We start from the raw sequence: 24520 nt of genomic DNA, 5'->3' as shown, positions 1-24520 counted from the left end.
GTGACGCGGTGGCAGACCTTCGCGTCCAGGTCGGCAGGACCACGCTCAAGAACCCGGTCATCGCGGCTCCGGGCGAGCACCTGATCGACGCGGCGGGGATCCGCTCAGCGATCCTGGCCGGAGCAGGCGCGGTGGTCGGTAAGTCGGTCAACGAATCGCAGGCGGCCAAGTCGCAGTTGCGGCGCGCCGAATACGTTGCCCTCGGCCCGGATTGGACAGAGGCGCCATGGGGACCGTTGGCGCCGACGGGCACGACGGTGCTGTCACGCTCGGGACTGCCGCCAATGGACTTCGACGCTTGGCTCGCGCAGTCCGTCGCAATGGATAGGTTCGCCCTCGAGCACGACTGCCTGTTCGTGCCCTCTATCATACTCGCGGCGGAAGAGCCGGCGCTCGACATGGCCCGGCGCATCGAAGCCGCCGGGCTGCGCGTGCTCGAGTTCAACATCGGAACGCCTTACGCCAGCGAGGCCGCGAAAGGCGCTGTCTCCACCGTGCTTTCGCCGGAGCGGGTGGCAGCTCTGACCCGGATGATGACCGAGGCTCTCCACATTCCGGTCTGGATCAAGATCACCGGCCAGAGCGAACGCGTGCCGGACCTCGCCGCCGCTGCCTTCGCCAGCGGCGCCGCAAGCGTGATCATGGCTGGGCGCGCGCTCGGCATGCTGCCCGATCTCGAAACCCAGGCTCCCCTCCTCTCAACCAGCGGCGGCATCGGCGGGTTCTGGAACCTGCCCCTCACCTGCCACTGGCTTGCCAACTCGCGCGCCGTGCTCGGGGCCGGCCGCGACCTAATCGGCATCAACGGCGCCACCAATGGCCACGACGTGGCGCGCATGATGCTTGCCGGCGCCTCGGCGGTCGGCATGGCCTCGGAAGTGATGCTGCGCGGCTGGCAGGTGCTTTCCCAGGCCGTCGCCGACATCGACGCCTATTGCGACGCGAAATCGCAATCCGCTCGCGACCTTGTCGGCCGCGCAGCCGACGCCCGCAAGCGCTTTGCCGACATGCCCGAACTCGACGAGCGCTGGCGCGACTACATACCCGCTCCGCTCGCGAGCGAATGACACAGGAGCCAGACATGACCATCGAGATTGACCAGACGCGGATCGACTCGCTCATCAAGGGAGCCGTGGACCTTCACATCCATTCCGGCCCCTCGCTGCACCCGCGCAAGATCGACCACATCGAGGCGCTGCGCGCCGCCGACGAAGCCGGCATGCGCGCGATCCTGCTCAAGGATCACTACTACCCGACCATGCCGATCGCGACGCTGCTCAACAACAATATGGGCAAGAACACCAAGGTGCTCAGCGCCATCGTCCTCAACCACCCGCTGGGCGGTTTCAATCCGTCGGCGGTCGACTATGCGCTGAAGCAGGGCGCGCGGATCGTGTGGATGCCGACGGCTCACGCCGAGAACCATATCATCAAGACTGCCAAGGAACTGAAGGGCAAGTTCCCGGAGAATACCAAGAAGACCGTCGAGGCCGAAGGCCTGCGCCTTGTCGACGCGCAAGGCGTCGTGCTGGACGAGGTCAAGGCCATTCTCGACCTCATCGCGGAGGCTGACGCTTGCGTCTCGGCCGGCCACCACCATATCGACGAGGCCTTTCCCTTCTACGAGGAGGCGAAGAAGCGCGGGGTCGCGCGCCTTTTCCTGAACCACCCGACCTATGTGAACGGCGCGTCTATGGACCAGGTCAGCGCCCTCGTCGCGATGGGTGTGATGATCGAGCACTCCATCTGCATGTTCGTCCCGTCGACCTTCTATCTCTTCGATGAGGATCACCTGAAGCTGGTGATCGCCGCCGCCGGCGTGGACAACACCTTCTTCGGCTCCGATCTCGGCCAGAACAACAACCCGACCCCGGTCGAGGGCATGCGCCAGATCGCGGCGCTGCTGCTCAAGCTCGGGTACTCCGACATCGACGTGCGCAAAATGACTGCCGACAACGCGGCCCGTTTCGTCGGCCTCGACGCATGAGCGGGCTGCGCCAGCGCCTTCTGGCTGGCGAAGTGCTGGCGGGAACGTTCTTGAAAACGCCGGACCCGCGCCTGGTCGAGATTCTCGGGCTCGCGGGGCTGGCCTTCGTCGTCGCCGACCAGGAGCATGCCTCGCTGGGGATCGAGGCGCTGGACCTGATCGCGCTGGCCGCAAAGGCGGCGCAAATGCCGGTGCTGGTACGGGTGCCTTCCAGGCGGGCGGAGGCGATCGGCAGCGTTCTCGACATCGGCTGCGCCGGCATCGTGGTGCCGCATGTGAGCGGGCCGGAAGATGCCGAGGACGTTGCCGACGCGGTCAAATACGGGCGCGGCAAACGCGGCTTCTCGCCCTCGGTCAGAGGCGGCGCCTATGGCACCGCCGGTCCCGGCTATCGCGCCGACGCCGACCGGCGATCCATCATCATGGCCCAGATCGAGGATCGCGAGGCGCTCGAGCACCTCGATGACATCGCGGCAGTGCCCGAGATCGACGTGCTTTTCGTCGGCCCGGTCGACCTCGGCCTGTCGATGCAGGTTGAACCCGGATCGATCGAGCTGGACGCCGCGATCGCCAGCGTCGCGGCCGCCGCGCACAAGGCCGGCAAGATTGCCGGCCTTTTCGTCGGCGACCCGTCGCATATCGCGCGCTGGGTCGATCGCGGCGTGTCCGTGTTCATTTGCGGCTCCGACCAGAGCATCCTGCTGGCCGGCGGCCGCGCCATCGCGGCCGCGGCGCGGGCCGTCCACTGAGGCACAACAAGCAAGAGGATCCTGACATGACCATCCACGGCATCGACTGGAACGCGATCGAATGGAAGACGATTCGCAGCGGCGTGGACCAGAAGGCCTTCTCCGGCAACAGCGCCACCATTGCGATGCACCGGCTTCAACCCGACCATGAGCCAAAGCCGCACAAGCATGTCTACGAGCAGATTGCCTACATCGTCTCCGGCACCGTCGATTTCCATGTCGGCGACGAGGTCCGGCGCCTGGGGCCGGGCAACCTGATCGTCGTCCCGCCGAACGTGATGCACCACGCTGTCGTCGTCGGTAACGAGGAGGTCATCAACATCGACGTCTTCACGCCGGCGCGGCCGCAGTACTCGCCTGTGCCGAAGAACGACTGACCGCCGCCGCAAGCCACCGGTTTCGTTGGAAAGGAAGATCATGCGCGCCGTCGTTTCTCCGTTGCAACGCGGATACAAATCCACGCCGGTCCTCTTCCGCGGCAAACTCGCCGAAAGCCAGGACACGCCGGAGCGGCTGGAAGCGTTCATCGCCGTGGTGCGGGATATGGGACTGGACCTGATCGAGCCGCCGGTCATCGCCGACTCTCTCCTCAAAAGCGTCCATGATCCCGGCTATCTGGAATTCCTCGCCGAAGCGCCCGGCCGATGGCCAGACATGATGCCGGGCCTGACGTCCTTGATGCCCAATATCTACCCGACGCGGCATTTTCGGGCGCGCCGGCCCCTGCACTATCTCGGCCAGGCCGGATATTACCTTGGCGACATGGTCTCGCCGCTGACGGCGCAGACCTGGGGAGCAGCGCTCGGGTCGGCCTCGAGCGCGGCACATGCCGCAAGTCTTGTGCTGGCGGGCGAGCCCGTCGCTTACGCGCTGTGCCGCCCGTCCGGCCACCATGCTCATGGCGATATGGGCCAGGGCTTCTGTTTCCTGAACAATGCGGCCATCGCCGCCACGGTGGCGCGAACCCGCCACGCCCGCGTTGCCGTCATCGACATCGACGTCCATCACGGCAACGGCACGCAGCACATCTTCTACTACCGCGACGATGTCTTCTTCGCGTCGCTGCACAGCGATCCCGACATGACCTTTCCCTTCTTCATCGGCCATGCCGACGAGGTCGGGTCCGGCAGGGGCGAGGGTTTCAACCTGAACCTGCCGCTCGAGGTCGGCTCCGGCGACGGGGCCTATCTAGCTGCGCTCGACATCGCCATCGAGCGCATAAGGCGGTTCGATCCGGGCTTCCTGGTCGTCTCGCTCGGGCTCGACGCGCATGAAAGCGACATGCTGGGCTCGCTCAACCTCACCTCGGAAGGGTTCGTCGAGGTTGCCCGCCGTCTGGCCGCGCTGCGGCTGCCGACGGCGCTTGTGCAGGAAGGCGGCTACACCGTCTCTGAGGTGGGCCATCTACTGCGCTCGGTATTGTCAGTGTTCGCGGCGACTGTGAGGTAGGGTTAGCGAGCCACTGCAGACACCGGAATTGTCGATCGTCTGATGGCAGCTTGCGGAAATCTTGTATTGGAGGACACGTCGGGGTAGCACGAAGCAAGTGCTTCAAACCGGCAAAGCCGGCGCACGCGAACGCGGGGGGAAGACAGAGACATGACTACGGCACGGTCTGACAGTGGCGTGAAATCGGTCCAGCTTGCCTTCGACGTGCTCGAGGCCGTCGCCGCAGCGCCTGGCGAAGTGGGGGTGAGCGAGCTGGCAGCCCTGCTCGGCACAACCAAGGGAACAGTCTTCCGCCATCTGCAGACGCTGGTGGAGCGTGGTTATGTCGACCAGAACGCGGTTTCGGCCCGTTATAAGCTCGGCACCAGATCCTATCTCATCGGCCAAGTCGCCGCCGGGCGCATCGAGTTGCTGACCGCCTCGTCCGATGCGATCGCCGCGCTGCGCGACGAGATCGGTGAGACCGTAGTCGTCTCGGCGTTGCGCAATCGGTCACTGGTCGTGCTGCGCACGGTGTTCGGGAAATCCAACCTGGAGATCGGCGTCAGGCAGGGCAGCGAGCTGGTCCTGCACGGCACCGCCCAGGGCAAAGTGGCGCTTGCCTTCAGCAATCGTTCGCTGCTCCAGCATGTGCTGCGCCAAGGCCTCACCCGCTTGACCGATCACACGATCGTCGATGCAGCGAAACTGGAAGCCGAGCTGGCGCAGGCGCGGGCGCAAGGGTTCATCACTGCTCCCAACGAGGAGACGTTCGGCATTAATGCGGTAGCGGCGCCGATCTTCGATCGCATGGGGGACGTTGCGGGGACAGTTGCCATTGTCGGCTCGGTGCAGAACATCAAGCCGATACCGGATCAGGCTCAGATCGATGCTCTGCTCAAGGCCAGCCTGCGCATCTCCTGGAATCTCGGCTATGACCGCGGCGCCATCGACGCGCGCAGGCGCATGCAGCCGGCGGCCTCCTGACGGCGGTTTTCGAGAGTCAGGGTCTCAGCCAGACGGCGAGCGCGATCGCCAGGATCAAAACAGCGCCTATGCCGAGCACCGCTGCGATCACTTCGCGATCGCGATGCAGCGGGATTCCACGCGCCTTTATCCTGGCAAGGAGCAGTTCCAGGTCCGCGTCGCGCTCGAACTCCACGCGGCGCGGCGCGCCATCGATATTGATGTCGACAAAAGGCCGACCGTGTTGCCGACCGATCACGCAACCTTTTGCCTGTGCAAGGAGCCCATCAATACGGGAAGTGGTTGCCGGCCCAAAGCGCATCGACGGCGCGGCGCCTGAGAGCAAATACTGGTAGTCAATATACATTCCAGTCACCGGTCATCGAGGCGCCCAGGACGTGCGGTAGTGCCGAATATGATCGAAACGCTGCTTTGATCGCGGAGATGCTGGTCAGCGCAAGCGGACTTTTCAACTGTCCAGTACCGCAACGCGTTCCCGTCATCTGGCCTGACGGCCTTACCTGCCGCGAGCCGTACTAGGCAGGCGTTTTTCCCAGCAAAACACTGTTTCTCACTATGCGCACAGATGGGGAAAGTCAACCGTTTGTCATGGAATGCCGCCGAGGCGGACATAGTTGATCGCAAGATCGACGCCGCCCCGAGCCCGGCTAAAGCGCGTCGTGCTGAAAGGGATTCAAGCGACCGGCTTTAAAAGGCCTGGTCTTGGTTGCATGTCGTTCTCTCAAAACCGCCGCGCACTTTGAAAATTGGTCGTCTCTGACGCCAGCCATCGTCGTTCGCGATGGCTGACTTCCGGATCGCGCATTTTCGGCTTCCGGATGGGCGTCTACCGTAGAAACATGCCGTGGTGCATAACAAGGGGAGAACAAAATGACCACTAACGTCCAAACGCCACAACACTCGCGGAGACATCGGTGGACGCTGTCTGTGCTTCTTGCCGCCGCCCTCATCGCGCAGACTGTTTCGACGGGATATGCTCAGTCAGCCAAAGAGACCATCACCGTCTACACCGCACTGGAAAAAGAGCAACTCGCCCCATGTAAGGCCGCGTTCGAGAAGCAATATCCCGACGTCGAGATTGCTTGGCTGCGGGACAGTCCTGGAATCGTCTTGGCGCGCTTGCTGGCCGAGAAGGACAATCCACACGCGGACGCGGTTTGGGGTGTGCCCCTGATGCACCTCGTTAGCCTGGACAAGCTTGGAATGCTCGAGCCCTATGCGCCGAAGGACTATGAGAAACTGAAGCCGCGCTTTCGCGATGACAAGAATCCGCCTGCATGGACTGGCATGGACACCTGGATGAGCTTGATCTGTTTCAACACGATCGAGGCGAAGAAACGCAACATCCCGGCGCCAGAAACCTGGGCGGATTTGGCCAAGCCGATCTACAAAGGGCAGATCACGATGCCCAATCCGGCTTCCAGCCATACCGGCTATCTGGCCGTCAATCATTGGAAGCAGTCCATGGGGGACAAGGCCTGGCCATTCATGGATGCGCTCCATGAGAACATCGCCCTCTACACCCATTCAGGGTCAAAGCCCTGCAAGATGGCGGCGACCGGAGAATATGTCATTGGTATTTCAACCGACATCACGGCGCCTCAGCTCAAAGCGAAAGGTGCGCCCATCGATATCATTCTGCCGAAGGATAAGACTGGATGGGATATCGAGGCGACTGCGATTATCAAGGGCACGAAGAAACTCAAGGCTGCCCAGGAACTGGCCGACTTCTCCGTGAGCAAGGCGGCCAACGACCAGTACAACAAGTTCATGGCCATCGTCGCCTACCCTGGGGACTTTCCCACCCCGAAGGCATATCCGGCCGGCGCCGAGGCTGCGATGTCCGATCAGGACCTTGCCACGAGCGCGCATGATCGCGAAGCCGTCACGGCGGAATGGGTCAAGCGTTACGACGGCAAATCCGAACCGAAGAACAATTGAGACCTGACAGCCGGCTGCCGCGTACTTGCAGTGCGCGGCAGTTTCAGGGGGCATTATACCACCTCGAAGGACTTGGATCCCCAACTCGATGAACGCCTCTAATGGTAAGGCATCCGCGCTTCTTGAGATCCGCGACGTAGGCAAGATTTTCGGGCGCCATGTCGCGCTTAAGAAGATCGATCTCGACATCCATGATGGCGAGTTCGTCAGTTTCCTAGGCCCTTCAGGTTGCGGAAAGACGACGCTTTTGCGCATCATAACTGGGCTGGAGCGGCAAAGCACCGGCACGCTCAGACACGCAGGCCGCGACATATCCGATCTGTCGGCGGCCGAGCGAGGGTTTGGCATACTGTTCCAGTCCTATGCGCTATTTCCAAATCTCACCGTTCGCCACAATGTGGGCTATGGTCTGAAATCAGGCCGGCGCGAAGCTCATGAGCGGGTCAGCGCACTGCTCGAAATGGTTGGCCTGCCGGGCATCGAGGACAAGTATCCCTCGCAGCTTTCGGGAGGGCAGCAGCAGCGCGTTGCCTTGGCGCGAGCCCTTGCGCCGAGACCGAAACTGCTTCTGTTGGATGAGCCGTTAAGCGCGATTGACGCCAAGGTGCGCGTGCACTTGCGGGAACAGATCAAGGATCTGCAACGCCGGCTTGGACTGACGACGATCATGGTCACTCACGACCAGGAAGAAGCCCTGGCGATGGCAGATCGGATCGTCGTCATGAATCACGGGTCCATTGAACAAGTCGGCTCGCCTGCGGAGATCTACGGCCGTCCGTCTTCATTTTTCGTCGCGGACTTCGTCGGCAAGATGAACGTGATCACCGGTCATGTTTCGCACGGCGTGTTCAGGACTGAGCATGGCACAGTGGCGATAGCGGTGCCGGTCGGTTCGGCCGACGGCGCAGCACGGCTTTGCGTCCGTCCCGAGGACATCGCGGTGTCGGCGGCGCCTCGCGACGGCGCAGGCGCCGCCAGCAAAGCGCTGGCGAGCGTGACGGGGGCGGAATTCCTGGGCCCCTTCACCAGACTGCGGCTTTGTGTGCAAGAATGGGGCGTCACTACATTGTGTGCCGATGTTTCAGCGCGCGAACTGCAAGGCCTTAAGATTGGCCCTGGTGAATCCGTGGCCGTAGCGCTGGACCCACATCGCATGCAGTTGCTGTCGGCATAAGATCATGCCTAGCGGGAACCAGATCGAAATTGTCGCCCTGCGCCGCCGACCCAAGTTGACGTCCGAGGCAATCGCCCATTTCGGGCTGACAGCGATACTGGTCGCAGTGCTCATCGCATTGGTGCTCCTGCCGGTCGCGTCAATTCTCGTAAAGAGCGTCGAAGACCAAGACGGGACCTTTGTTGGGCTGGCCAATTTTCAGGCCTATCTCGCCAGCTCATCGCTTTCAGTTTCGATTGGAAACAGCCTGTTGCTGGGCGCGCTGACCACGGCGATTACGGTCGCGATCGCCTTTGCCTATGCCTACGCTCTTTCGCGCAGTTGCATACCTCTCAAACCGCTCTTCCGAGGCATCGGCCTCCTGCCCATCCTTTCGCCTTCGCTGCTGCCGGCGATCGCGCTGATCTATCTTTTCGGCAATCAAGGTTTCCTCAAGGATTGGATTGGGGACGCGACGATCTACGGCTTATCCGGGATGGTCGCGGCACAGGTTTTCTACTGCTTCCCGCACGCGCTAATGATCCTCATGACGGCCTTGGGTATGTCGGATGCGCGTCTCTACGAGGCCGCGCAGACATTGGGCGCATCGCGGCGAAAGATGTTTCGCACCATCACGCTGCCGGGAGCCCGGTACGGGCTCATCAATGCGATATTCGTGGTGTTCACGATCGCCGTCACCGACTTCGGCGTTGCCAAGGTCATCGGCGGGCAGTTCAACGTCTTGTCGATCGACATCTACAAGCAGGTGATTGGCCAGCAGAATTTTCGGATGGGCGCGGTCGTGGGTGTACTGCTGCTGTTGCCGGCAGTTCTGTCCTTTGTCGTCGACCTCCATGTCCGGCGCCGCCAGAAGTCGATGTTGAGCGCACGTGCCGTGGTGCTCGTTCCCCAGCCTCGCCGCGAATTCGACCAGTTGATGCTGATGGCTGTCAGCGTCGTCGCCCTCCTCATCCTATCGGTGGTCGGAACCGCGATACTGGCCTCCCTGGTAGCCTTCTGGCCTTACGATTTGAGCCTCTCGCTCAACAACTATGACTTCGCGTCCTATGACGCGGCCGGCTGGTCTTCGTATATCAACAGCTTGAAGATGGCTGGTTGGACGGCATTGGCCGGAACAGTCTGTGCCTTTGGTGGCGCTTATCTGACTGAGAAAGGACCGGGTCAGGTATTGCCGCGGACGCTCTATCGGGCACTCGCAATGCTCCCTATTGCCGTGCCGGGGCTGGTGCTTGGACTCGGCTACATCTTCTTTTTCAACGACGCGTCGAACCCGCTGAACGGACTGTATGGCGGATTGTCGATTTTGGTGATGGCTACGGTTGCGCACTACTACACTGTGCCGCATTTGATGGCGACAACGGCGCTACAGCAAATTGACCGCGAGATCGACGAGGCAGCGGCAGCGCTTGGCGTACCTTTTTGGCGGACTTTTGCCCGCGTAACGCTGCCAATCTGTCTGCCCACGGTCATCGACATAGCTACCTATTTCTTCCTCAACGCCATGACGACGATCGGCGCTGTCGTATTCCTCTATCAGCCCGCAACGAAACTCGCCTCGGTAGCTGTTGTCGAAATGGACGATACAGGCGATACGGCTGCCGCGGCTGCCATGGCGGTCTTGATCCTGCTGTCGGCGGCTTGCGCCAAATTGCTTCAGGTGATCCTCACGTCGGTAGTCGTCAACCGCACTCAGGCGTGGCGGCACCGTCGCGGGCGCGACTTGCCCGCTGGTCCCGCGCATCTTCTATCGGCGACTTGAAAGTGCGAAGCTATGGGCCAGCGACACGAGGCACGGGAGCGCCGAAGCCAATCCGGATCAATGTCAGCTCGCGTATCGATCTTCTGACGTTACGGCTCTTCGTTGCCATAATTGAAGAGCGCAGTATTGCGCGCGCTGCGGAACGCGAGAATATCGCGGCATCCGCGGTCAGCAAGCGGATCGGCGACCTCGAGCAGGCGCTTCGTACAGAGCTGCTGCTCCGCCATCGCCAGGGCGTCGAGCCGACACCCGCAGGGCAAGCGCTGTTCCAGCATGCGCGTTTGATCATGCGCAACCTGGCCGAGCTTGAAGCTGAACTTATCGATTTCTCGGGCGGCACTCGCGGCCAGGTTCGCATCTGGGCCAATGAATCAACCCTCTTCGGCTTCATACCCGAGCAGCTTGCCAGCTTTGCCGAACGGTATCCGCAGGTACGCGTGGAGTTGCAATCGAACCTCAGCCCCGTGAACATTCAGGCCGTGATGGACAACAGCGCCGACATCGGAATCTTTTCTGGCGCGCTGCCCACCGGTGATCTGGTCGTGCACCGTTGTTTCGAGGACCGCCTGGTCGTCGTTGTGCCGAACGAGCATGACCTTGCCGGCCGCGCCGACGTGTCTTTTTCCGAGCTGCTCGGATACGATCTCATCGAGCAGGAACCCCGCAGTTCCATCCAGACTCTCTTGTTGAAGAACGCTGGCGAGCTTGGGTGCGTCTTGCGCTCCCGCGTTCGAGTCGGTGGCTTCGACGCAGTGTGCCGGATGGTTGAAACCGGCTTGGGTCTGGGCATCATTCCGGACCGGCTCGCTGCCAAGCTCAGCCTGGTCATGAATATTTCGACCGTCGCGCTGGACGAGGACTGGGCGGTGCGCGAGCACAAGATCTGTGTGCGCGGCGATGCAGAGCTTCCCGTCGCGACACGACTGCTGCTGCGTCATTTGCTCGAGGCTGCTCAAGCATCGTGATCCGCGCAGCATGCTTGGTGAATGACGACTTCCGCGCTCGGCCTTGCTCCCTATCATCCTGCTGAAGGGGCGATTGGACGCCCTCAGAGTATCCAGATTCGGAGTGGATGCGCCTTGTCCGGCACGATGTTCGACAAGATTTGGGACCGTCACAAGGTCTTTGAGAGACTGGACGGACAGACATTGCTGTACATCGACCGACATTATGTGGGCGACGACCTGCCGCTTGAGGCCTTCGAAACGTTGCGGCGAAAGGGAATGAAGGTCCGCAGACCCGATCTGACTTTCGCGATGCCCGACCACTATGTGTCCACGCGTGGTCGAACCCTGGACGATACCGTCGATGCGGAGCGGCGTGAGCTGATCGAAGAGCTCGTTCGCTTTTCGCAGGACAATGAGATCGCCTTCTTTTCACTCGACGATGCGAGACAGGGCATTGTGCATGTGGTCGGCCCCGAACAGGGCTTGAGCCTGCCCGGAATGACGATCGTATGCGGCGACAGCCATACTTCGACGCACGGGGCGCTGGGGGCGCTCGGCTTCGGTATCGGTTCCTCGGAAGTTAGCCATGTCTTTGCAACTCAGACCTTGTGGCAGCGCAAGCCGCGCACCATGCGGGTAACGGTAAATGGCTCAGCCAAGCCAGGTGTCGTTGCCAAAGACATCATCATGGGCATTATCGCGTCGATTGGGGTCTCGGGCGCAGCTGGCCATGTCATCGAATACGCTGGCGACGCCATTCGGGACCTTTCCATCGAAGGCCGCATGACGCTTTGCAACATGTCGATCGAGGCAGGCGCGCGAGCCGGCATGGTCGCCCCCGACGCAAAGACGTTCGCTTATCTCAAAGGTCGTCCTTTCGCTCCAAAGAACCAGGCATGGGACCAAGCTGTTGCGAAGTGGACCGCGCTTTCCAGCGACGCTGACGCCGTCTTCGACGCGGAGGTAGTCCTCGACGCAGGCATGCTCGCACCCATGGTGTCCTGGGGGACGAGCCCGGAAGATTCCGCGGCGATTACCGATCAGGTTCCTAATCCCGGTGATGTCGCTGATCCGTTGAGGCGCGCCAGGGTTGAAAAGGGGCTCCACTATATGGGACTTAGCGCTGGCACCTTATTGGAGGGTCTCAAGGTCGATCGCGTCTTCATCGGATCATGCACAAACGGCCGGATCGAGGATCTGCGGTCTGCGGCATCAGTTCTGAAGGGAAGACGTGCCCTAGTGCCGACTCTTGTCGTTCCAGGCTCTGGACTTGTGAGAGCGCAGGCCGAGGCGGAAGGCCTCGATCGCATCTTCCTCGAAGCCGGCTGCGAATGGCGTTACGCCGGTTGCTCCATGTGCCTAGCCATCAACGGCGATGCTGTGCCGAGTGGCGAGCGTTGTGCCTCCACCACGAACCGCAATTTTGTTGGACGGCAGGGGCGCGGAGCACGCACCCACCTGATGAGCGCGCCGATGGCCGCGGCGGCGGCCGTCGGCGGCTGTCTGACCGATGTGCGTCAACTGGTGCGAAACTGACATGGAACGCTTTGGATCTCTAACCGGCATAGCGGCGCCCATCGAGGGTGCGGACATAGACACCGATCAGATCTTGCCGGCACGCTTCATGCACAAGCGACGCATCGACTACGGACGCTTCTGCTTTCATGATCTGCGTTTTGCCACAACCGGAGACCAGCTCCCCGATTTCGTGCTGAATCGCGTCGGCTTCTTGAAATCCACGATCCTTGTCGCCGACCGGAACTTCGGTTGCGGGTCTTCGCGCGAACAGGCCGTTCACACGCTCGTCGATTTCGGCATCCGCAGCATTGTCGCCGTAAGCTTCGGCGACATCTTCCAGGCCAATTGCCTGAAGAACGGACTGCTGCCTGTCACCTTGCCTGCAGAGATCGTCCGAACGATCCGGTGGAGGCTTGATGCATCTCCGGGAACGTCGCTCACGATCGACCTGGAGAATGAGCAGGTCATCGATGCGGACGGCCTGGTGTACCCGTTTTCCGTAGATCCCTTCGGCCGCTCTTGCCTCCTCGCCGGTCTCGACGAGATCGATTACACGTTGTCGCTGCTCGACCGCGTCAACGATTTCGAGCGCACCGAGGCCGGCGCGCCCAATTCCCTTTGACGTTCGGAGAAAGACATGAAAATCGCTATCCTGCCAGGCGATGGCATCGGCCCAGAAGTCACGCGCCAAGCAGTTAAAGTCTTGCGTTCGATCGCGGCACGTTACGGCCTCGCCATCGAGCTGAAGGAAGCGCTCATAGGCGGATGTGCGTATGAGGCCAAAGGTCACCCCCTGCCCCCGGAGACGCTTGCCTTGGCGCGAGAAGCCGACGCGATATTGTTCGGCGCGGAGGGCGGGTTTCAATACGAGACGCTACCGCGCGGGCTTCGGCCTGGCGATGCGCTGCTGACGTTGCGCCGCGAGCTCGACCTCTTCGCCAACTATCGGCCGGTGGTGGCATGGAGCGAGCTCGCTGACACGACAATCTTCAAACCCGAAGTTGTCCAGGGTGTCGATTTCATGATCCTGCGCGAGCTCACCAGCGATCTCTATTTCGGAGAGCCGCGCGGGATCGAGAGGGAGGCCGACGGCTCCCGACGTGGATTCAACACCATGAGCTACACTGAGGCTGAGATACGAAGGATTGCTCATGCAGGCTTCCGCGCGGCTCGGTCTCGCCGCAGGAAACTCTGTTCGGTCGACAAGGCAAATGTGCTTGAGACAATGGAATTGTGGCGCGAGATCGTCAATGAGGTTGGTGCCGATTATCCGGACGTCGAGTTGTGCCACCTTTACATCGACGCAGCAGCGATGGCCCTCTTACGAACCCCAAAGGCATTTGACGTCATCGTCACCGCCAATCTCTTCGGCGATATCCTGTCCGATGAAGCATCGATGTTGGTCGGATCCATCGGAATGCTGCCTTCAGCATCGCTAAATGCTGACAAAAAGGGCCTGTTCGAGCCGGTTCATGGTTGCGCACCGGATATCGCTGGCAAGGACATAGCCAATCCGCTTGCCGCGATACTCTCCGTCGCAATGATGCTCAGGCTGAGTTTTGGTCGGGATGACGCGGCGAGAACACTTGAAAATGCCGTCAAGAGCATACTTGCAGAAGGCTATGGCACCCGCGACATTGCCAGGCTTGGCAGACAGCCTATCGGCACGGAAGAGATGGGTGATCGAATTGTCGCTGCCCTGGCCTCGTAGCGATCCCCTAGTGCAGTGGCGCCCGTAATGCCCGTTCTCGCGGGTAGATCGTAGAGTAGGCCCGAGGGCTACTCTGACGCCTGACGCCTCCTCCCTCCTTGAGTTGCATGGATTGCGTCCTCCCGTTCTCAACGTCGCATGCAGCGCATCATTTATTTAACCGGTTAATTAAATGCTCCGATATTTCAAGGCCGCCAGCCCTTCAGACGATCGGTTCGCCAGCGCCCACCTTTTGAACGTCATTCGAGCCCCACGGTCTTTCAGGTTGATGGTCGCGCACGAACACCCGAAAAGCGGCCAAATGCGCGGCTATCGCCCCGGCGGTTTTTTCGTCGCGGAGGATCCCATCGGCGGCGAATCTGGATGCGGCATCGCTGACGAACAGTTCAGGTTTGTTCAGCAAGCGCGCGTCGAAGAAGACCATGATCTGGCGCAGGTGATATTGCATGCGGGCGCCGCCGAGCATCCCTGTTGAAGCCGATTGAAGGGCGACAGGCTTCCCGGCGAAAGGCTTGCCCGGATCTCGGGAAATCCAGTCGAGCGCATTCTTGAGCGTACCCGGGATGGAATGGTTGTATTCAGGCGACACCAGGATGACGCCATCGGCGGCTGCGATAGCACCAACCCATCGCTTGACGATCTCGGGCGTTGCCGCGATGTCGGCGCAGTATGGCGGAAAGAGTTCCAGGCCCTCGAGCAACGCGAGCCGCATGTCGCTTGGCGCCAGCGCGGCAAGGTTCCGCGCCAGCATCATATTGAACGAGCCCTTGCGAAGGCTTCCGCAGATAACGGCGATGTCCATAGCTCACCTGTTTGCTTCGCAACGCATGGCCGGGGTGAAAAGTCCGCCCAACGGCCCGTCGACCCGATACGCTGAACAGTTCTAGTGTGGCAGCGCTTTGTCGGGGTGCAGTCCGAGGTGGCCCGGCGAGGGTTCGCCTTTTGCCTCGCCCAGGTAGAGTCCTATCTGGGAACGAAAGCTTTCGACGGCCGCACGATCGGCAAGGAATTTCCCGAAAGCGGTCGGATCGCCGTTCTTGTATTCCCAGATCGGTTTGTAGCCTTCCGGCGGCGCGATGTCGGTGCGCACCGACCACATGTACCAGACGTTCGTCTGCGTCTCCCTGTCGAGCAGCCAGCTCAGATAGAGCTTCGCGGCCTCAGGATGCTTTGCCCCTTTGAGGATTGCGGCCTGCTGCGGCCAAGCAACGAACGGATCTTCCTTTGGCAACACGAAGCGGGAGACGGTGCCCGGGAACGACACGAGCCCGCCGTCGGTCGAGAAGGTGACGGTGGCCTGGCCGCCTTCCACCATGTCCGTCGGCGCCTGCGTGCCGCGCACGAAGATCGGCTCCTGCTTGGCCAACTCAGCCACATAGTCCCAACCGTATTTGTCGACGACCTGCTTGAACCAGAACAGCACCGCGTCGTCGTCGGTCGGATAGGTCAGCACGATCTTGCCCTTGAATTCGGGGCGCAAATAGTCCTTGGCCTCGCGCGGCCAAGTCGCTTGATCCGGGAGCAGCTTTGAATTGACCAGATTGGAGAACGCGTCGACGAACACGCCGGTATAGGCGCCGTCGCCATCCTTGAAGGCGCTATAGACCTTGTCCCAGCCAATTGGCTTGTAGGGCTGGAGCACGCCCAGTTTCTTCCAGCGCGGGAAGTTTTGCAGGGTCTGGATCTGGATGATATCGGGAACGAGGGTCTTGGTCGCGATCTGGTTATCGATGCGCGCTTCATGGAACTTCGAATAGTCCACAACCACGTCGAGCACGACTCCGGGAAAGCGTTGCTCGAACGCCTTCTTAGTCCCGTCCTGCTGTCCGGGTGTGTCTCCGCCGGCATAGACGATGACCCGCCCGCCTTCAGCGAGTGCTGCTTTATAGAGCTGATCGAGGCTTCGCCGCTCGGGCGATACGGATTGTCCAGCCGACGCTTTTCCTGCGTTGGCAAGCACGGCCGAGCCAATGGCAAGCCCCAGGGCTTTTCTGCGAGTGAAATTCACGCTGTCTACCTTTCCAAGTTTCGTCGTATCTAGCCCCGCCCCGGAGCTTGTGACGCCGGTCAGCTTCGCTGCATGGCCGATCGATGTTGAACGACATTCAGCAGCAACAGCAGACAGGCCGAAATGGCGATGAGAATGCTGGCGACGGCCAGCACGGTCGGATCCAGGTTCTCGCGGGTGCCGCTCAACAGCTCCCGCGGCAAGGTTTTCTGGCTAGGCCCGGTGATCATGAGGGCAATGACCACTTCGTCGAACGAAGCCGCGAAGGCAAAGATCGTTCCGGAGACGATGCCTGGCAGGATGAGTGGGATGGTGATCCTGCGGAACGTCGTCATGGGCGGCGCGCCAAGGCTCTCCGCAGCCCGCAGCAAGCCCTTGTCCAGCTGGCTCACCGAGGCATTGACTGTCACCAGCACAAGCGGGACGGCGATGACGGAATGCGCAAGAACCAGGCCGGTCAGGCTGTTGGCAAGCCCAAGCGGAGCGAAGAAGAAATAAACCCCGACCGCGGTGATAATCACCGGCACGATCATCGGCGAAATCAGCAGCGCCATCAGCAGGGACTTTCCCGGGAAGGTGATCCTGCCGAGACCAAGCGCGGCGAGTGTGCCGAGAGGCGTCGAGATGGCGACCGTCGAGAACGCCACGATCAACGAATTGCCGACCGCGTGGATCCAGCGTGGCGTCGAGATGACTGCGGCGTACCATTTCAGCGACAGGCCTTGCAGCGGATAGGCCAAGATCGAGCCGCCGTTGAAAGAAAGCGGCACGATGGCGAAGATCGGTAACAGCAGGAAGACCAGAACCAGCGCTCCGGCAAGCCGGGCACCCCAGAGCCAGATGCGCGTGCTGTCCACCATGTCAGACCCCCACCCGCTGCACGCCGACAAGTCGCACATAAAGCGAATAGAGCAGGACTGTCGCGACGAGCAGGATACTGGCGAGAGCCGCCGCGAGCCCCCAGTTCAGCGCCTGCAGCGTGTTGTAGGCGATGTAGAAGGGCAGCATCTGGTCGCCCTGGCCGCCGAGAAGCAGCGGCGTGACGTAGTAGCCCAGCGCCAGGATGAACACGAGCAGCCCGCCGGCCGAGATGCCCGGGACGATCTGCGGCAGGTAGATTCGGAAGAACGAGTTGAGCGGACCGGCGCCGAGCGATCGAGCGGCCTGCATCTGCGTGCGCGGCAGCGCCTTCATGGAAGCATAGAGCGGCAGCACCGCATAAGGCAGCAATATGTGGGTAAGCGCGATCAGCACGCCGATGCGGTTGTAGACGAGCTCGAGCGGAGCATCGATGATCCCCAATCCGATCAGCACCTGGTTGAAGACGCCGTTCTTTTGCAGAATGACCAGCCAGGACGTCGAGCGCACCAGCACGGACGTCCACAACGGCAACAGCAGCGCCAGCATCAGGAAATTGGCTGTCACCTGACTGACGCTGGCAAGAAGATGCGCGGCCGGCAACGCAAGCAGAATACAGATCGCCGTCGCCGACAGGGCAATGACGAAGGTGCGAGCAAGCACGCTGAGGTAGAGCGCGCTATCCTGGCCGTTCTGCATTCCAAGGGCTGAACGAAGGTAGAGATCGGTGAGTGGCCCCCTGGCTCGATCGAGCGCGCGCCAGATCTCGGGTTTGCCCCATGCGCCGTCGGTTGCGATCAGCGTCGATTTCCAGTCGCTGACACTGGCGGGGTCGCGTGGCAGCGCCCGCGCGGTCGATTGCACGATCATGCGCCATTCGGCCGATTCATAGCCAAGCCGACGCGCGGCCGTGCCGGCAACCTTTGCCTTGCGCGCATCGGCCAGATCCTTGCCCGCCGCCTCGAAGACCGCCGTCGCCGGGATGTCGGCGCCATCCCAATCAGCCAGTGCCGCAACCGTTCTGGGCATCACCGCAGCGAGTTCGCGATCGTCGACAGACAGAAACAGCATGCCCGCGAGCGGGACGAAGAAGCAGGCGAGGAGGAACAGGACAAGAGGGGCCACGAGGGCAATGCCCACTGCATTTGCGCCGAACGCTCGTCGCCGTCTGTTGATCTCGGTGATCATCGACTGTGCCTCCGCGATGCCGGCGGCGGACAGGGGTCCGCCGCCATGCTTACCGCTATTTCGCGGCCCACGCGGAGAACCGCTCGTTCAAGGCGTCGATGTTCTGCACCCAGAAATTGGCGTCGACGGTGATGCCGGCGGCGATGTGCTCCGGCGATGTCGGCAGCGTCTTTGCGATATCTGCTGGCAGGCCTGCCTGCGCCGCGACAGAGCCGACGCCGTAGCCAAGCTTGGCAGGCCACTCCACCTGACGGTCGGTGCGGCCGAGATACTCCAGGAGCTTGACGGCGTTGTCCTTGTTGGGAGAGCCCTTGAGGATGACCCAGGAATCGATGTTGAGGATGTTGCCGGGCCACATGATCTTGAAGTCGCGCTTGTTCTCGGCATTGGCGCCGCGGATGCGACCGTTGTAGGAGGTGGTCATCGCCACCTCTCCGGAGCCGAGCAGTTGCATCGGCTGGTTGCCCGACGACCACCAGACGATGTTGGGTTTGAGCTCGTCGAGTTTCTTGAAGGCCCTGTCGACCCCCTCGGGGGTGCGCAGGGTCTTGTAGACGTCCGTTGGCGCAACCCCATCGGCCATCAGCGCCGCCTCCAGCGTGAATTTCGGCCCGTTGCGGAAGGCGCGCTTGCCCGGATATTTTTTCGTGTCCCAGACATCGGCCCAACTTTTCGGACCGTCCTTGAACACCGCGCCGTCATAGGCGAGCACAATGCTGAACACGTTGGCAGGAACGCCGCATTCGGTGACGCTACCAGCGATATAGCGATCGGCACCGCCCACAGTGGCGGGGTCGATGGTTTCGAAGAGACCCTCTTCACATCCGAGCGCTTCCTCCTCGGCCTCGACCTCGACCACATCCCAATTGTTGGCCTCGCCGGCGCCGACCTTGGTGCGAAGGACGCCAATACCGCCATCCCAGCTGTCTTCCGCAAGCGGAATGCCTGTCTCCTTGCGGAAAGGATCGAAATACACCTGGCGTTGCGCATCCTGAAAGATGCCGCCTGCCGACACTACGGTAAGATCGCGAGCGACGGCGATCCCGGGCAGCGCGATGACAGACGCCAGAAGTGCCGCATGAAGGACTGTTCTTATTTTCATGGTCAGTTCCCCTTTCTTGGTTGGATTGGTACTTCGCAAATGCATCGCGAGCGTCAGTCGCCGCCTGTGTCGGGCAGCGCCCTGCACAGCGCCTGCGGGATGACGACCCGGATTTCGTCGCCGATGCCGACCTGGCTGGCCTCGGCGCCTGTTGGAAGTTTGAGCGTGAGACGCCCCACGCCGACGCATTCGACGGCCACTCGGCGCACGTCGCCGAGGTAGGAGATCTCGATGACCGTCGCCGCGAATGACCCTCCGCTGCCACCGACCGTCACATGTTCCGGTCGGATACCCACTTTGACTAGATCGCCGATCGCCGGATTTCCGGCGACCTTCATATGCAGGACTGCTCCTGCCTCCAGCCGGATCGTGGCCCGGCCATTCGCAAGCGCCTCCACCCGACCGTCGAGCAGGTTGTTCTCGCCTATGAAGGAAGCGACAAAGGGCGTGCACGGTCGTTCGTACAGCAGCTCGGGGGGATCGATCTGCTCGAGCCGGCCCTTATTGAACACGGCGACGCGATCCGAAAGATTGAGGGCCTCGGATTGATCATGGGTAACGAACACCATGGTGATGCCGAGCTGCCGATGCAGGTGTTTCAACTCCGCCTGCATGTGCTCCCGAAGGTTCTTGTCCAGGGCGCCGAGCGGCTCGTCGAGCAGGATTAGGCGCGGCTTGAAGATGATCGCGCGGGCGAGCGCGACACGCTGCTGCTGCCCGCCCGACAATTGCGAAGGCTTTCGCCCGCCCATGCCGTCGAGATGGACAAGGTTCAGCGCCTTCTGGACGCGCTCGCCGATTTCTGCCTTCGCGACGCGTCGTACGGACAGGGGAAATGCCAGGTTCTCCGCCACGGTGAGGTGAGGAAACAGGGCATAGTTCTGGAACACCACGCCGATGTCCCGCTTGTGCGCCGGCAGGCCTTCGATGCGTGTGCCGTCCATTTCGATCGTGCCCGTCGTCGGGGTGTCGAAACCCGCCAGCAGCATCAAAGAGGTCGTCTTGCCCGAACCGGAAGGACCAAGCAGGGTGAGGAACTCGCCGCGTCTGATGGCAAGATCGATGCCGCTCAGAGCCCGGAACGCGCCGTAATTCTTGGAAACACCGCCGAACCGCGCGATGGGCGTTGGTTCCTGCTGCGTCCTTGTCGTGTCGTGCTGCATCATCTCCGGCGATACTTTCCCAGCTTCTTCCGCGCCAAGGTTTCATCACGCGGAGGTGACTTAGCCGCTCCTCGTTTCACGCTCGCCCTTGCCTGCGGCGCTCCTCATGCCGGAGCGCTACGCAAGCGAACCGACCGCGCCTGGCGGGATCGTCGCGATGATGCTCATCGTTGCTCCGACTGTACTGTTGCCGGTCCGCCATGTGTGTGAATCGGCGCCGAACACCTTGCCGATCGAACGCATCGAGCTGAGGTCCTCGATGGTGACGGCAAGGCAGGGTAGGAACTTTTCCCGCCAGCAGATCAGATATACGTCCTCGGCCAGTTCGAAGTAGTCGGCCTCGTCAAACTCGCCTATGCCTGCATCCGGACCACGCCAGCAGTACCAGAAATAGTATTTCGGGTTCACGTAGTAATGATCATAGACGTGCGTATCGCTGTACTCATACCGAAAGTACTTCCCGAAAAGCTTCTCGGTTCGAGGAAACTCAGGGACGGATCGTCCAATGCCGCCGGTACGATAGGTCAGCGTCGGCACGCTTTGTGCACCGGTCTTCTCGACGCGGGTGAGGAGATTCATGTCTTCGGCCGTCCGATCGGCCACCGAACCCTCGATCAGGAGAACGGCATTGCGCGTCAGATCCAACCAGAGGCTGATCGATCTCATCTCGTCGCCGGCGTCGATGAAGTCGACGAAATACATGCGGTCGCGTACCCGGAATGCTTGATATGGCTGCCGATCATGCCCTCTCAAGCCTGCGCTCCAGGACAAGAGCTCCGCTGTGGAGAACGCCAGCCTGAGCGCGCCCCCGTCAGCGAAGGCAACGTCAAGCGATCTGCCCGCAAGGTCCGATGTCGGGTCCGGCCTGCCGCCGGAGTGATTTTGCAGAATGTCTCCTATCTGCGGCCAATGGGCAGCAGAAGCAGCAGCGCTGGCGGCCATCGGCCCCTCCCTTTGTGAAGTCGCGGCGCGCCACTCCGGTCGCGCCAACGCTCGTTTTCTCAGACTGTCTTGGCGTTCCTGGCGGCCTCGGCCATGCGTTCCCGCTCGCGCTCGAACGCCTCGAAATCGAAGCGGCCAAGCTCGATCTCCTCGATCGGCGGATAGGGGCGAGCAATGCCGTCCCAGCCGATCTGGTCGATACCCCAGTAGAATTCGAGCAAGTTGCCGTCGGGATCGCGTCCATAGAAGCGCGGCTGGTTGCCAGGACCGCCCTTGCGGGCATTGACGATGGGGATGCCCCGCTCCTCGAAACGTCGGTAGAGCGCCAGCAGGTCGTCCGAGCTGTTCATCTCGAAGGCGATATGATGCAGGCCGAAGGCGTGTTCGGCTGGCGGTTCGACTGCATTCCGCAGCGTGAAGATCGACAGGCAATGATGGGTGGAGTCGTTTCGCACGAAAGATCCCGCCAGCACCGCGACACCGTGCCCGACCTCGTCCATGCCGTAGTTGAATTGTTCGGTCAGCCGCATTCCCAGAACATCCGTGTAGAAGCCGACCGACCGCTCCATATCCCGGACAGCGATCCCGACATGTCCGAGCCGACCCACGCGCAATGTCATTGTGCTTCCTCTCCTTGTCAAAATCTTGTCCTATAATCGGACATAATTTGTTCGTTATTCGAAACTAGATGAGCTAGCGCAGAACGTCAAGAGGGGTTGATCGTCGAACGCACACGGAGGCCCAAAACACCCGGGAAAGTCGGCTTGTCGTGAGTGTGCTGACCGGTCAGCGGGCGTGCCGCGTAAATTGGAGCAAAGCTCGAGCGCCTGCCTTGACCGTTGTTGCGTCGGCCACTATGATACCGAATATCGAACTATATTTATCCGATATTCGGATTTAAACAACCCAAAGGGAGCGCAATGACGAAGCTCGTCGCATACACATCAGGCGATCAGCCGCGGCTCGGAGCGGTATATGGCGACCTGATCATCGATCTCGCCCATGCGAACAGTGCTTTTCCGCAGGAAGTGCCTTCGGGCAAGAACTGGGCATCGGATGCCGTCGGTTTTCTGGAAGCCGGCGATGCGGCCCTGAAGGCTCTGGGGCGTCTGGTCGAAAAGGCGTCCGGATTGGATGAAGCGGACGCGCGCCGCGGCTCGATCCTCGTTCGGGCGGATACTGTCAATCTCCTGCCGCCGGTCCCCTTCCCGCCCAAGATCATTTGCGTTGCCCGCAACTATGGCAAGCACGCGGAGGAAGCCGGCCGTCCCGTCTCCGAGATCCCGATTATCTTTGCCCGCTTCGCCAAGACGCTGGTCGCCTCCGGCGGAAAGGTGGTCGTGCCTCGAGTTTCCCATCAACTCGACTGGGAGGGCGAACTCGCCGTCATCATCGGCAAACCCGGCCGCTATATCTCGCGAAAAGACGCGCTCGACCACGTCGCCGGCTATTCGATCTTCAACGACGTGACCGTCCGTGACTACCAGTTCCGGGTGACGCAGTACACGGCGGGGAAGAACTTCTCGCACTCCGGACCGTTCGGACCCTATTTGGTGCTGCGCGACGAAGTCTCCAATCCTCACGCGCTGCAGATCACCACGACGCTCAATGGCGAAGTGGTGCAGTCGGGCAATACCAGCGAGATGTTGTTCGATATTCCGACGATTATCGAACACATTTCAGAATTCATCGATCTGGAGCCCGGCGACGTCATCCCGATGGGGACGCCGGCCGGCGTCGGCTTCACGCGCAAGCCGCCGCGCTTTCTGACAAACGGGGACACCATCTCCGTCGAGATCGAGGGGCTCGGGAGGCTCAGCAACCCGGTCGTCGATGAAGGGGTCCCGGCATGAGCAAGCCGGCGCTGTTCGACAAGGGACTGAAGATACGCAAGGAGGTCGTCGGCGAGGAATATGTGCAGCGCGCGTTCGACAGGGCGGGCGAATTCGGCCGCGACTTCCAGGAATTGGTCACCGAATATTGCTGGGGGGCGTCATGGGGGCGGGAGGCGCTCAGTCGCCGCGACCGCAGCCTGCTCAACATCGTCATGCTCGGCACGCTCGGCCGAAGCGCCGAGCTTGCACTGCATCTGCGCGGCGCGCTGCGCAACGGCGTCACCCCGGACGAGATCCGCGACGCCCTCATCCAGCTCACGATCTACGCCGGCGTCCCGGCGGGCGTGGAATCCTTCCGCATCGCCCAGGACGTCCTGGAAAACCCAGAAGCCCAATCCAACACACCGTCGAAAGGTAAGCCATGAGCCAGATAGCGGAGAACTACAAGCGCCTCGACACCGTCACGCCCGAGAAGCTGTTTCCGGGTCATGACGCTCTGCGGCTCGACGCGACGCAATCACTCGTCGGAACGACGCAAGTGCTGCATTTCGCCGACCGCCCGCCTGTGTCGCTGAGCTTCGGCGACAAGACGGTACGCTGGACTTCCGAGCCGGCGGCGAACGTTGCCTTCCCGGTCGGCGAGGCGAGCTACGAAGCGATCGAAGTGCGCCATGGACTGCTGGCCGCAACTATCAATCATCCTGAGAGCACTTCCAACGACATGGTGGTCTTCGACCTTGCCCGTAAACGGGCCGTGATCGTGCACACGGTCATGATGGGAGGTACCTCGACCATCGCCGAAAGGAGCGTCATTCTCGAGGCAGGCGTGGGCGGTGAGATCGGCGAGCGTTTCGAACCGACCAAGGAGCTGGTCGGCAAGCGCATTCACTGGACCTACGGCCCGACCCACTTCTTCGAGCATATCTATATCGAGCCGGAACTCTATGTCTGGCACGGCATCACCGGGCCGGAAGCCGGAATGGGCGCGGTGGAACCGACTTCGGTCCGCAAGATTGCCGAGAAGCTCTATCTCTTCACCTGGTCCGACCGCGCCACGCCCTTCAACGGCGCCCTGGTGATCGACCTCAACGAGGCCCCGAAGTCGGCGGGCCGATTGGTCGGCTGGGATCCGGACAAACGCGTCATTAGCCAGGCGATCGTCGGCGCCACCGGCGTGCTGGTCAACCAGACCCACTACTGAAATCTGCGGTGCTGGGAGAGAA

At 61.6% G+C, this 24520-nt stretch carries 25 protein-coding genes; 16 read left to right on the top strand and 9 right to left on the bottom strand.

The annotated features are described in order from the left end of the window. Positions 1–8: 8 nt before the first annotated feature. The 6 genes from AC4FWB_RS16710 to AC4FWB_RS16685 all read left to right on the top strand — a co-directional run bounded on the left by AC4FWB_RS16710 (position 9) and on the right by AC4FWB_RS16685 (position 5151). A complete protein-coding gene (locus AC4FWB_RS16710; RefSeq protein WP_491027326.1) occupies positions 9–1067 on the top strand; it encodes a beta/alpha barrel domain-containing protein in 1059 nt (352 codons plus the stop codon). Between the two features lie 14 nt (positions 1068–1081). Further along, on the top strand, positions 1082–1987 hold the full coding sequence (locus tag AC4FWB_RS16705; RefSeq protein WP_491027324.1) for a DUF6282 family protein: 906 nt from the start codon (positions 1082–1084) through the stop codon (positions 1985–1987). Further along, entirely contained in the window at positions 1984–2736 is a 753-nt protein-coding gene (locus AC4FWB_RS16700; protein WP_491027323.1) for an HpcH/HpaI aldolase family protein, read from the top strand. The genes AC4FWB_RS16705 and AC4FWB_RS16700 overlap by 4 nt, the downstream gene beginning before the upstream one ends. A 26-nt stretch (positions 2737–2762) precedes the next feature. Further along, entirely contained in the window at positions 2763–3113 is a 351-nt protein-coding gene (locus AC4FWB_RS16695; RefSeq protein WP_491027321.1) for a cupin domain-containing protein, read from the top strand. A 40-nt stretch (positions 3114–3153) separates the two neighbouring features. Continuing rightward, positions 3154–4185, top strand: coding sequence for a histone deacetylase family protein (locus tag AC4FWB_RS16690; RefSeq protein ID WP_491027320.1), 1032 nt, complete (start codon positions 3154–3156; stop codon positions 4183–4185). 150 nt (positions 4186–4335) lie between these two features. Next, complete coding sequence (locus tag AC4FWB_RS16685; RefSeq protein WP_491027318.1) at positions 4336–5151, top strand: IclR family transcriptional regulator; 816 nt, start codon at positions 4336–4338, stop codon at positions 5149–5151. 16 nt (positions 5152–5167) lie between these two features. Here AC4FWB_RS16685 and AC4FWB_RS16680 read toward each other — a convergent pair whose 3' ends face one another. Continuing rightward, the gene (locus AC4FWB_RS16680; RefSeq protein WP_491027317.1) at positions 5168–5497 is read right to left on the bottom strand and encodes a hypothetical protein; all 330 of its coding nucleotides are present in this window, start codon (positions 5495–5497) and stop codon (positions 5168–5170) included. A 524-nt stretch (positions 5498–6021) separates the two neighbouring features. On the opposite strand from AC4FWB_RS16680, the gene AC4FWB_RS16675 reads away from it, so the two are divergent. The 7 genes from AC4FWB_RS16675 (at position 6022) to leuB (ending at position 14201) form a co-directional block, all read left to right on the top strand. Next, the gene (locus AC4FWB_RS16675) at positions 6022–7092 is read left to right on the top strand and encodes a putative 2-aminoethylphosphonate ABC transporter substrate-binding protein (protein WP_491027315.1); all 1071 of its coding nucleotides are present in this window, start codon (positions 6022–6024) and stop codon (positions 7090–7092) included. Positions 7093–7180: 88 nt separating this feature from the next. Beyond that, complete coding sequence (locus AC4FWB_RS16670; protein ID WP_491027313.1) at positions 7181–8266, top strand: putative 2-aminoethylphosphonate ABC transporter ATP-binding protein; 1086 nt, start codon at positions 7181–7183, stop codon at positions 8264–8266. Between the two features lie 4 nt (positions 8267–8270). Then, positions 8271–10025, top strand: coding sequence for a putative 2-aminoethylphosphonate ABC transporter permease subunit (locus tag AC4FWB_RS16665; protein ID WP_491027312.1), 1755 nt, complete (start codon positions 8271–8273; stop codon positions 10023–10025). 2 nt (positions 10026–10027) lie between these two features. Then, a complete protein-coding gene (locus tag AC4FWB_RS16660; protein ID WP_491027311.1) occupies positions 10028–10990 on the top strand; it encodes a LysR family transcriptional regulator in 963 nt (320 codons plus the stop codon). Between the two features lie 126 nt (positions 10991–11116). After that, positions 11117–12508, top strand: a complete 1392-nt coding sequence (leuC, locus tag AC4FWB_RS16655; protein ID WP_491027419.1) for a 3-isopropylmalate dehydratase large subunit — start codon at positions 11117–11119, stop codon at positions 12506–12508. A gap of 1 nt (position 12509) precedes the next feature. After that, a complete protein-coding gene (leuD, locus tag AC4FWB_RS16650) occupies positions 12510–13112 on the top strand; it encodes a 3-isopropylmalate dehydratase small subunit (RefSeq protein ID WP_491027310.1) in 603 nt (200 codons plus the stop codon). Between the two features lie 15 nt (positions 13113–13127). Then, positions 13128–14201, top strand: a complete 1074-nt coding sequence (gene leuB / locus AC4FWB_RS16645; protein ID WP_491027309.1) for a 3-isopropylmalate dehydrogenase — start codon at positions 13128–13130, stop codon at positions 14199–14201. Positions 14202–14403: 202 nt separating this feature from the next. Here the strand turns inward: leuB and AC4FWB_RS16640 are convergent, their stop codons facing one another. The 8 genes from AC4FWB_RS16640 to AC4FWB_RS16605 all read right to left on the bottom strand — a co-directional run bounded on the left by AC4FWB_RS16640 (position 14404) and on the right by AC4FWB_RS16605 (position 22082). Continuing rightward, the gene (locus tag AC4FWB_RS16640) at positions 14404–15003 is read right to left on the bottom strand and encodes an NADPH-dependent FMN reductase (protein ID WP_491027308.1); all 600 of its coding nucleotides are present in this window, start codon (positions 15001–15003) and stop codon (positions 14404–14406) included. Between the two features lie 81 nt (positions 15004–15084). Continuing rightward, positions 15085–16209: an ABC transporter substrate-binding protein gene (locus AC4FWB_RS16635; RefSeq protein WP_491027307.1), complete on the bottom strand. Its 1125-nt coding sequence runs from the start codon at positions 16207–16209 to the stop codon at positions 15085–15087. Positions 16210–16268: 59 nt separating this feature from the next. Beyond that, entirely contained in the window at positions 16269–17069 is an 801-nt protein-coding gene (locus AC4FWB_RS16630; RefSeq protein ID WP_491027417.1) for an ABC transporter permease, read from the bottom strand. 1 nt (position 17070) lies between these two features. Next, positions 17071–18192: an ABC transporter permease gene (locus tag AC4FWB_RS16625; protein ID WP_491027306.1), complete on the bottom strand. Its 1122-nt coding sequence runs from the start codon at positions 18190–18192 to the stop codon at positions 17071–17073. Positions 18193–18310: 118 nt separating this feature from the next. Then, positions 18311–19357 carry an ABC transporter substrate-binding protein gene (locus AC4FWB_RS16620; RefSeq protein ID WP_491027305.1) on the bottom strand — a complete coding sequence of 349 codons (1047 nt, stop codon included), beginning with the start codon at positions 19355–19357 and terminating at the stop codon, positions 18311–18313. Positions 19358–19410: 53 nt separating this feature from the next. Continuing rightward, a complete protein-coding gene (locus AC4FWB_RS16615) occupies positions 19411–20523 on the bottom strand; it encodes an ABC transporter ATP-binding protein (protein ID WP_491027304.1) in 1113 nt (370 codons plus the stop codon). 114 nt (positions 20524–20637) lie between these two features. Further along, positions 20638–21462: a MoaF C-terminal domain-containing protein gene (locus AC4FWB_RS16610; RefSeq protein ID WP_491027303.1), complete on the bottom strand. Its 825-nt coding sequence runs from the start codon at positions 21460–21462 to the stop codon at positions 20638–20640. A 59-nt stretch (positions 21463–21521) separates the two neighbouring features. Beyond that, positions 21522–22082 (bottom strand): VOC family protein, encoded by a 561-nt coding sequence (locus tag AC4FWB_RS16605; RefSeq protein WP_491027302.1) that lies wholly within the window; start codon positions 22080–22082, stop codon positions 21522–21524. 300 nt (positions 22083–22382) lie between these two features. On the opposite strand from AC4FWB_RS16605, the gene AC4FWB_RS16600 reads away from it, so the two are divergent. From AC4FWB_RS16600 to AC4FWB_RS16590, 3 genes are read left to right on the top strand one after another with little or no spacing between them, the layout of a single operon-like run. Then, positions 22383–23315: a fumarylacetoacetate hydrolase family protein gene (locus AC4FWB_RS16600; protein WP_491027300.1), complete on the top strand. Its 933-nt coding sequence runs from the start codon at positions 22383–22385 to the stop codon at positions 23313–23315. Further along, on the top strand, positions 23312–23722 hold the full coding sequence (locus AC4FWB_RS16595) for a carboxymuconolactone decarboxylase family protein (protein WP_491027299.1): 411 nt from the start codon (positions 23312–23314) through the stop codon (positions 23720–23722). Before AC4FWB_RS16600 ends, AC4FWB_RS16595 begins: the two co-directional genes overlap by 4 nt. Continuing rightward, a complete protein-coding gene (locus AC4FWB_RS16590; RefSeq protein WP_491027298.1) occupies positions 23719–24498 on the top strand; it encodes a MoaF C-terminal domain-containing protein in 780 nt (259 codons plus the stop codon). The genes AC4FWB_RS16595 and AC4FWB_RS16590 overlap by 4 nt, the downstream gene beginning before the upstream one ends. Positions 24499–24520 lie beyond the last annotated feature (22 nt).

It is taken from the genome of Mesorhizobium sp. LEGMi-168a, from assembly GCF_058312955.1.
Note: the sequence above shows the minus strand (reverse complement) of the source record. Positions and strands in the feature narration are given on the sequence as shown.

Coding starts and splice junctions, on each gene's coding strand:
- AC4FWB_RS16620 (WP_491027305.1), bottom strand. CDS start 19,357: ATGAAAATAAGAACAGTCCTTCATGCGGCACTTCTGGCGTCTGTCATC.
- AC4FWB_RS16610 (WP_491027303.1), bottom strand. CDS start 21,462: ATGGCCGCCAGCGCTGCTGCTTCTGCTGCCCATTGGCCGCAGATAGGA.
- AC4FWB_RS16600 (WP_491027300.1), top strand. CDS start 22,383: ATGACGAAGCTCGTCGCATACACATCAGGCGATCAGCCGCGGCTCGGA.
- AC4FWB_RS16630 (WP_491027417.1), bottom strand. CDS start 17,069: ATGGTGGACAGCACGCGCATCTGGCTCTGGGGTGCCCGGCTTGCCGGA.
- AC4FWB_RS16705 (WP_491027324.1), top strand. CDS start 1,082: ATGACCATCGAGATTGACCAGACGCGGATCGACTCGCTCATCAAGGGA.
- leuC (WP_491027419.1), top strand. CDS start 11,117: ATGTTCGACAAGATTTGGGACCGTCACAAGGTCTTTGAGAGACTGGAC.
- AC4FWB_RS16675 (WP_491027315.1), top strand. CDS start 6,022: ATGACCACTAACGTCCAAACGCCACAACACTCGCGGAGACATCGGTGG.
- AC4FWB_RS16695 (WP_491027321.1), top strand. CDS start 2,763: ATGACCATCCACGGCATCGACTGGAACGCGATCGAATGGAAGACGATT.
- leuD (WP_491027310.1), top strand. CDS start 12,510: ATGGAACGCTTTGGATCTCTAACCGGCATAGCGGCGCCCATCGAGGGT.
- leuB (WP_491027309.1), top strand. CDS start 13,128: ATGAAAATCGCTATCCTGCCAGGCGATGGCATCGGCCCAGAAGTCACG.
- AC4FWB_RS16595 (WP_491027299.1), top strand. CDS start 23,312: ATGAGCAAGCCGGCGCTGTTCGACAAGGGACTGAAGATACGCAAGGAG.
- AC4FWB_RS16590 (WP_491027298.1), top strand. CDS start 23,719: ATGAGCCAGATAGCGGAGAACTACAAGCGCCTCGACACCGTCACGCCC.
- AC4FWB_RS16665 (WP_491027312.1), top strand. CDS start 8,271: ATGCCTAGCGGGAACCAGATCGAAATTGTCGCCCTGCGCCGCCGACCC.
- AC4FWB_RS16640 (WP_491027308.1), bottom strand. CDS start 15,003: ATGGACATCGCCGTTATCTGCGGAAGCCTTCGCAAGGGCTCGTTCAAT.
- AC4FWB_RS16605 (WP_491027302.1), bottom strand. CDS start 22,082: ATGACATTGCGCGTGGGTCGGCTCGGACATGTCGGGATCGCTGTCCGG.
- AC4FWB_RS16700 (WP_491027323.1), top strand. CDS start 1,984: ATGAGCGGGCTGCGCCAGCGCCTTCTGGCTGGCGAAGTGCTGGCGGGA.
- AC4FWB_RS16680 (WP_491027317.1), bottom strand. CDS start 5,497: ATGTATATTGACTACCAGTATTTGCTCTCAGGCGCCGCGCCGTCGATG.
- AC4FWB_RS16670 (WP_491027313.1), top strand. CDS start 7,181: ATGAACGCCTCTAATGGTAAGGCATCCGCGCTTCTTGAGATCCGCGAC.
- AC4FWB_RS16685 (WP_491027318.1), top strand. CDS start 4,336: ATGACTACGGCACGGTCTGACAGTGGCGTGAAATCGGTCCAGCTTGCC.
- AC4FWB_RS16690 (WP_491027320.1), top strand. CDS start 3,154: ATGCGCGCCGTCGTTTCTCCGTTGCAACGCGGATACAAATCCACGCCG.
- AC4FWB_RS16615 (WP_491027304.1), bottom strand. CDS start 20,523: ATGATGCAGCACGACACGACAAGGACGCAGCAGGAACCAACGCCCATC.